We start from the raw sequence: 7,091 nt of genomic DNA, 5'->3' as shown, positions 1-7,091 counted from the left end.
TGCAATGCCTCAAGCAAATGTTATGTATTCACCAAATAAAAATATTCGGTATCAACAAACTTGGCACACTATTGAGTTCTCAAACAACAAACACTCTCGACACCACAACCATCAAGACTTCGATGACTGCTTCGCTCCGGAGCAACTTTTCCAACTTACCAGAGTTTCTGATCCGATCAAAATCGGCGGAAAACCTTCAGTGAAAAGTGATTGGCTGCCGGGTAAACAATCGGTAGATTCCGTGTTGTTTCCGTTCCGGCAACAGATAAAAACTATACACAGGTTCTTGGGCACTTACAAATCGAGGGGCCGCGTTCTAGGTCACATTCATTTCGCTGTTCTAGTCTGGGCTCATGAGCGACCTGCAAAGACTCCTTGGATACCGTGAACCCATCTTCAATGCATCTATGGCTGGCGCGGCTGGCGGCGCCTTGGCTGCAGCTGTTTCCCACGCGGGAGGTGTAGGGATGATCGGTTCGCCTGCAACTCCCACAGCTGACTGGATTGAACAGCAAACGCAATTCGTTGAATCCCTGAGTGCTCCATGGGGCGTCGGCTTCATGGCCTGGGCGCTGGAAACGGATCTCTCCCCGCTAGAGGCCTTCTTGGAGTTCGGGCCCTCGTTGGTGACCTTGAGCTTCGGCGATGTCACCCGGGCCGCGGCGGTAGCCCATGAGGCTGGAGTTCTGACCGCCATGCAGGTAGGCAATGCGGCAGATCTGGAACGCGCGATGGCTGATGACATCGACATCATCATTGCCCGTGGCGCAGAAGGTGGCGGACATGGCCGCAATGAAGCCGGAACTCTGCCGCTGCTGCAGCTGGCAACCGCCCAGCACCAGAAGCCTGTGGTGGCGGCCGGAGGCATCGGCACTGCGCGAGGTATCGCCGCGGTGCTGTCAGCTGGCGCGGAAGCTGCCTGGATCGGGACCCGTTTCCTCTCGGCAGCAGAGTCCAGCGGGCACGGGAACATGAAGAGCGCAGCACGCAATGCGGGCCTGGATGACACTATCTATACCCGCGCCTTCGATCTCGCCCAGCAATTGCCATGGGCGCCCGAGTTCGGCGGACGGGCGCTGCGCAATGAGTTCAGCGACAAGCACGCGGATCTTTCCAGCTGGGAGCCGAACGATGCGCTGCGCGAGCAGATGGATCAGGCCCGCTCCGAAGCGCTGACGGACATAGCCCCGGTCTATGCCGGTGAGGCAGTGCAGTTCGTTGGCGCCGAGCAGCCCGCCGCCGAAATCATGCAGGAGCTGTGCGGCTTCCGCCAGGTCCTCGGGCAGGCTGCTCGACGCTTTGCCTAGATCGGCTGGTTGTCGATCAGACGGACGTTGCCCACCTTCGCCGCGACAAGGATCAAGCCCTCGCCGGTGAAGGGGGTGTCCTGGCAGTTGAATGCCAGTTCCTGCAGGGTATCCGGGTCAACGACGGCGAAGTAGTCCAGCTCCACCAGCGGGGCCATCTGGTACATGCCGATGGCATCCTCGATGTACAGCGGTTCATTGTGTGCCGCACGGTCGGCAACCAGCTGGATCGAACGGTGCAGCACCAAGGCTGCTTCCTTCTCTTCCTCGCTGAGCAATGCATTGCGGCTGGAAAGCGCCAGGCCTTTCGGGCTGCGCACGATCGGCACCGCACGCAGTTCTACCGGATAGTCCAGGTCGGCAACCATGCGGCGGATCAGCATCAGCTGCTGGGCATCCTTCTGGCCGAAGTAGGCGCGGTATTCGCCCCGACGCGGGTCGGTCAAGTGCAGCAGCTTGGCGACTACGGCCAGCATGCCATCGAAGTGGCCTGGACGCGAGGCGCCTTCATACATTTCGCCCAGCGCGCCGGAGCTCAACTTCACCAGCGGAAGGCCGGCATGGTAGATCTCGGAAGCGTCCGGGGCAAAGACAAGATCGACGCCGGCGGCCGCGGCCAGCTGCACATCAGCGTCGAGCTGGCGCGGATAGGTGGCGTAGTCGCTGGCATCGTTGAACTGCAGCTCATTGACGAATACGGAGATGACTACCAGTTCGTTTTCTGCGCGGGCGGCCTTGAACAGCGAAGCATGTCCGCGGTGCAGGGCTCCCATAGTGGGCACGAAGCCCAGCGATCCCGGGTTAGCTGCGGCAATAGCAGCCTTCAGCTCGGCACGGGTCTTTACAATCTTCGGGGTTTTCACGCTTCTATTCTAGAACTCGCAGAAGCTCTTCCAGCGTGGCTTGGGAGATCAGTCCGCGTTCTGCGGCGCGCAGCGCGGTAGCGCGCGAGAGGCTCCGATAGGAATTGTTGGTTTCCGCCGGGGCATCGGCCAGCGCCTGCAGGTGCGCGGTGACCGTTCCGCTATCGCCTCGTGCTACCGGGCCGGTCAGTGCGCCCGCGCCGGAACGCAGGGCATTATCCAGGCTCGCGTACATCAGGGCGCGCAGGGTATTGGATGGTTCTTCCACGCCGATCCGGCGCAGGATGTCCGCCGATTGCGCCGTGATGGTGTTCAGGTGGTTTGCCGCATGGGCCAGGGCCGCGTGGTAGCTGGCACGATCCTGCTCGGCGATCACCACCGGCTCCCCGCGCATTTCCACCACCAGCGCCTGGGCTACCGGGAGGATGGCCTCGTCCGCGGTGACCGCGAAGACGCAGTCGGTCAGGCGCTGGAGGTCCATGCTCATGCCGGTGAAGGTCATGGCCGGGTGGATTGCCAGTCCAAAGGCGCCAGCATCCAAGGCCGGTTGAAGGATCGAGGTGCCGTACCGCCCGGCGGTGTGCGCGATCAACTGCCCGGCGGCGATATGGCCGCCCGCTGCCAGTCCGGACACCAGTTCGCCGAGCACGTCGTCGGGTACCGCAAAGAGCACCAGCTCGCTGCGGCGCAGGATTTCTGCTGGGTCCAGCAGTTCCACGCCGGGCAGCAAGGCGTCGGCGCGATCGCGCGAATCCTCCGAAACGGCGTGGATTCCGGTGATCCGGTGTCCGCTGGCTGCCAGCGCCGCACCAAGCACGGTGCCTACCTTGCCGGCGGAGATGATGCCGATTCCCAAGCGTGGTGCGTCCACTTCTACCTTTCAACCAGGCGCCGGGTTTGCGCCCGAATAAATTCTGCTGCGGTGTCCGCATCAATCTGATGCAGGTATCCGATGATGTTTCCGCCGGCACAGTGCAAGCGGACACCGGCCAGTTTACGTCCTTGCTCCCATGGTCCCTGGCCCCAGCTCATGCCCTGCACCCGGTTATGCGGCACGAAGCTGGCCTGCCGGGCCAGCCAGCCATACCGGGAAATCACCGTGGTGCCGGTGGCCAGGAACGCCTGGTGCTTCCATGCCCCGGGCGATAGCGGCTTGGCGCGTTCCGGGGAGCCGGTGAAACCGTGTTCGCATCCGGTGCTCACCGCGGTGGCCAGCACCTCGCGCTGGTTGGCGACGCCAAGATCCGGCAGCAGGATCCCCATGATGCGGGCGACCGACTCGAAGTCGCCCACCGGGAGCACCTGCAGGTTATCCGCGTCATCGCTCTTGGTGCCCAGCACGTTGACTTCCACCTTGTACCAGCCCAGCATCCGCCAGAAGAAGGGTGCCGTCACCGAAATGGCCTGGACGCGGCCGGCAGGAATGGAGTGCTGGCGGGTGTCAGCCAGTCCGTAGCTGATGCGCATGCCGGTGTCCGAGGCACTGGCGGTGAAGTTCCAGCCCTGGTTCAGCTGCTTGTAGTAGAAGCTGCCGAAGGCCAAGGCCGCGGGGACCAGGGCCGCGATGATTCCGTCGACCCCGGCAAGCCAAAGCACCAGCATCGCCAGGCATGCGAGCACCCCGAACATCACCGGCAATTGCAGGAACATGGAGCCAATCAGGCGCCCAATGGGCACGTTGGCCATCAGCGGCAATGCGTCCGCGGCGGCCTGCGGCTGGGCTGCCGCGCGATCCGCCGCGTCGTGGGAGCCGCTTTCTTGGGCAGCGGCAGGTTCTTCGCCGCGGGCCCGCTCCAGGATGACCACGCGCAGCGCGTGGGCATCGGCCTTGCGCAGGAAGGAAAGGCGCAGCACCGACTCGGAGGAATCGGCCACGTCAAAGCGCAGTTCGGCGAGACCCAGCAGCCGGGCTACCAGTGGCTGGGCAATGTCTATGCCTTGCACCTTGTCGATGCGCGCCTGCTTCTGGCTGCGGAATAGCATCCCGGAATTCACGTACACGTGGGTGCTGGTGAGCTTATAGCGGGTGAAGTACCAGGAAAGGAAGTAGAAGATGAGCACCACGGCCAGTGCGATGCCGGCGCCCGCGACGGTCCACATCAACCTGGTGCCGGAGAAGCGCTCCGCCCAGGACAGGTCGTCGGTGTTCTGCCAGTAGATGTAGCCCAGGCCGATGATGGCCAGCCAGCCGTGGACGAACGGGCTGGCTGGATGCACCCGCTGCCATGGCTCGGCACTGTCTCCGGTGGCCAGTTCTTCGGCCTGGCTCATAGCATTTTCTCTTCGCCGGCGGCCACAAGCCGTTCGCGCAGGGCCTGCCCTTCGCGCTCGGGCAACCCGTAGACGTGCGCGGTGGCAGCGCTGCCGGCGGTGTTCAGCGTTAGCTGGCATAGCCCATAGCGGCGCTCCAGCGGCCCGCTGTTGACCTCGACGTATTGCATGCGGCCGTAGGGAATGACCACCTGCTTGCGCCACATCACCCCGGAGCGGACGATGAAGTCTTCTTCGCGTTCGAGATAGCCCAGTGCGGCGACCTGGCGGCGGATGATGCGCAATGCCGGCAACGCGATCGCCAGCACCAGCAGGACCGGGGAAAGCACCAGCCACAGCGGGATGCCGACGCCGGTGACTGCCAGCACGGCAGGGACCAGTGCCGCCAGCAGGAACAGGCCCCAGGTGATTGCCCAGGTGGTGAACTTGAGCTTGGCGTAGTCCCGGTGGGCTGGGGTGAAGTTATTCGGTGACCACGGAGTCGCTGTTGCCATCGGTATCCTCTGGAGGTAGTTTGCACAGTTGCTGAACAATATACCCAATAATCACCATGAGGACACCAGCACCAGTCAGCACCAGGCCGCGGGTCAGGGTGGGGGTGATCCCAGTGGCCGCCCAGAGGGTGATGATGGCCGGAACATGCCATCCGGCAATCACCGCACCGGCATACGCCGAGGCCTGGGCCAGAACCAGGGTACGAGCTGCGGCGATCGGCTCGAAGTCCGATTTGCCCAGGGTGGAGCGCTTCACGCGGATCCCCAGGAACAGGATCACCGCGCAGACTGCGCCCAGCGAGTACAGGGCGGAGTAGTCCAGCACCGGCGCGTACCTGCCTGCCGCGGTGAGCAGGCGCAACGCGATCCAGCCGGCCACGGCCCCGAGCCCGGCGCACCAGAGCAGCCAGCGCAGCTTCAGCTTGGCCATAGCCGGATGATGTCCTTCGTATCGGCAGCTTCGGCGGCCAAACGGGAAACCAGTTGCCCGTTCAGCACCGCGTCCGGATCCATCCAGCTCCACGGGGCCAGCACGAAGCCGCGGATCGCGGCGCGCGGATGAGGCAGGGTCAGCCGCTCATCATCCAGGTTCAGCTGGTCGTAGGCGATCAGGTCCAGATCCAGCGTGCGCGCTTCCCAGCGCACTTCGCGGGTGCGGTGGTGCTTGGCTTCTATCCACTGGCACAGATCCAGCAGCTCATGCGGGGCCAGCCGGGTACGCACTTGGACGACCTGGTTGGTGTAATCGGGCTGTTCCGGCGGACCGCCTACCGGCTTGGTGATGGCCAGCGGGGAAACCTTGAGCAGCTCGACTTCTGCGCCGAGGTCCTGCACCGCGGCGGCCAGGGTAGCCTGCGGATCACCCAGGTTGGCGCCCAACGCGATGATCGCGGTGTGCTGCTTCTGGTGCCGCGTCAGCGAGATGGTGACATCGGTGAACGGTACCGGGATTGGAGCCTGCGGCTTGTGCACCACCACGTCGATGGTGAACACGCCCGGGTAGGCGGCGAGGATCGCCTCGGCGATTTCGCTGCCCAGCTTCTCGATCAGGTCCCACGGGCCGGCCTGGATCTGCTGGACTACCAGCTCGCTGACTTCGCCGTAGTGCACCGTGTCAAGAACATTGTCGCTGGCTGCCGCACGTGAGATATCCACGTGCAGCACCACGTCAATGATGAATTCCTGGCCGTCGCGCTTCTCATGGTCGAAAACGCCATGGTAGCCGGTGGCCGAAATTCCGTAGATGCTAATGCGATCCATAGGCCTGCACGACTTCAATGGCGTCGCGGTTGCCGGTGACATCGTGCACGCGCACTGCCCAGACCTTGTCGCGGGCGCCCAGCACGGTGGTCGCTGCGGTCGCGGAATCGCGTTCCATCGGCGCGCGGCTCTTGGAGCCTTCGGCCAGCAGTTCGCCCAGGAAGCGCTTGCGGCTGGTGCCGATCAGCACCCGGTGGCCCAGCTCCTCGATGGCAGGGACGTTGGCCAGCAGCGCCCAGTTGTGCTGCGCATCCTTGGCGAAGCCCAGTCCCGGATCGATGATGATCTGCTCCGGGGCCACGCCCTTGGCGACGAATTCATCGCGCAGCATGCGCAATTCGCCGATGACCTCAGTGACCACGTCCTGGTAGTTGGCCTCGGAGACCATGTCCTGCGCGGTGCCGCGGCGGTGCATCAATACGTAGGGGACGCCGGTTTCCGCGATCAGCTCCGGCATGCCCGGCTCATAGGTCAGGCCGGAAACGTCGTTGATGAGGTGCGCGCCGGCGGCGATGGCCGCGCGGGCGGTGGAGACATGCATGGTGTCCACGGAGATCACCGCGCCGGCCTTCACCAGGGCTTCGATGACCGGGATGATGCGCTCGCGCTCCAGGGCAGGATCCACGTTCGTGGCGCCCGGGCGGGTGGATTCGCCGCCCACGTCGATGATGTCGGCACCCGAGTACAGCAGCTTCAGGCCCTGGTCGATCGCGGCATCGGCGGACAGGTACTTCCCGCCATCCGAGAAGGAGTCCTCGGTGACGTTCAGGATGCCCATGACCAGGGTGCGGCCGGTTGGCAGGTCGGCCATGGTCTTCTTGCTGGACTTGCGGATCACCGGCAATGGGCTGGTGTTCGGGCCGGTGCCCGGGATCGCTCCAAGCGACATGGGGGTT

General features: G+C 63.9%; 8 protein-coding genes. 1 reads left to right on the top strand and 7 read right to left on the bottom strand.

Annotated elements, in window-relative coordinates:
- The first annotated feature begins 353 nt into the window (after positions 1-353).
- Positions 354-1,307, top strand: a complete 954-nt coding sequence (locus tag ACIOTL_RS04295) for an NAD(P)H-dependent flavin oxidoreductase (protein WP_400341892.1) — start codon at positions 354-356, stop codon at positions 1,305-1,307.
- Here ACIOTL_RS04295 and panC read toward each other — a convergent pair.
- The 7 genes from panC to folP are packed head-to-tail and all read right to left on the bottom strand — an operon-like array spanning position 1,304 to position 7,084.
- Positions 1,304-2,170 (bottom strand): pantoate--beta-alanine ligase, encoded by an 867-nt coding sequence (panC, locus tag ACIOTL_RS04290; RefSeq protein ID WP_400341890.1) that lies wholly within the window; start codon positions 2,168-2,170, stop codon positions 1,304-1,306. The genes ACIOTL_RS04295 and panC overlap by 4 nt on opposite strands.
- 4 nt (positions 2,171-2,174) lie before the next feature.
- The gene (locus ACIOTL_RS04285) at positions 2,175-3,041 is read right to left on the bottom strand and encodes a Rossmann-like and DUF2520 domain-containing protein (protein WP_105658622.1); all 867 of its coding nucleotides are present in this window, start codon (positions 3,039-3,041) and stop codon (positions 2,175-2,177) included.
- A 2-nt stretch (positions 3,042-3,043) separates the two neighbouring features.
- Positions 3,044-4,441, bottom strand: a complete 1,398-nt coding sequence (locus ACIOTL_RS04280; RefSeq protein WP_181148927.1) for a PH domain-containing protein — start codon at positions 4,439-4,441, stop codon at positions 3,044-3,046.
- Positions 4,438-4,935, bottom strand: coding sequence for a PH domain-containing protein (locus ACIOTL_RS04275; protein ID WP_400341888.1), 498 nt, complete (start codon positions 4,933-4,935; stop codon positions 4,438-4,440). Before ACIOTL_RS04275 ends, ACIOTL_RS04280 begins: the two co-directional genes overlap by 4 nt.
- Positions 4,904-5,365, bottom strand: a complete 462-nt coding sequence (locus ACIOTL_RS04270) for a DUF3180 domain-containing protein (protein ID WP_105658625.1) — start codon at positions 5,363-5,365, stop codon at positions 4,904-4,906. The genes ACIOTL_RS04275 and ACIOTL_RS04270 overlap by 32 nt, the downstream gene beginning before the upstream one ends.
- Entirely contained in the window at positions 5,353-6,195 is an 843-nt protein-coding gene (folK, locus tag ACIOTL_RS04265; RefSeq protein WP_166650737.1) for a 2-amino-4-hydroxy-6-hydroxymethyldihydropteridine diphosphokinase, read from the bottom strand. The genes ACIOTL_RS04270 and folK overlap by 13 nt, the downstream gene beginning before the upstream one ends.
- Positions 6,182-7,084 (bottom strand): dihydropteroate synthase, encoded by a 903-nt coding sequence (gene folP, locus ACIOTL_RS04260; RefSeq protein WP_105658627.1) that lies wholly within the window; start codon positions 7,082-7,084, stop codon positions 6,182-6,184. Before folP ends, folK begins: the two co-directional genes overlap by 14 nt.
- Between the last annotated feature and the right edge of the window lie 7 nt (positions 7,085-7,091).

Source organism: Glutamicibacter sp. NPDC087673, assembly GCF_044743255.1.
GTDB lineage: Bacteria > Actinomycetota > Actinomycetes > Actinomycetales > Micrococcaceae > Glutamicibacter.
The sequence above is the reverse complement of the archived record's forward strand: the minus strand, read 5'-3'. Positions and strand labels throughout refer to the sequence as shown.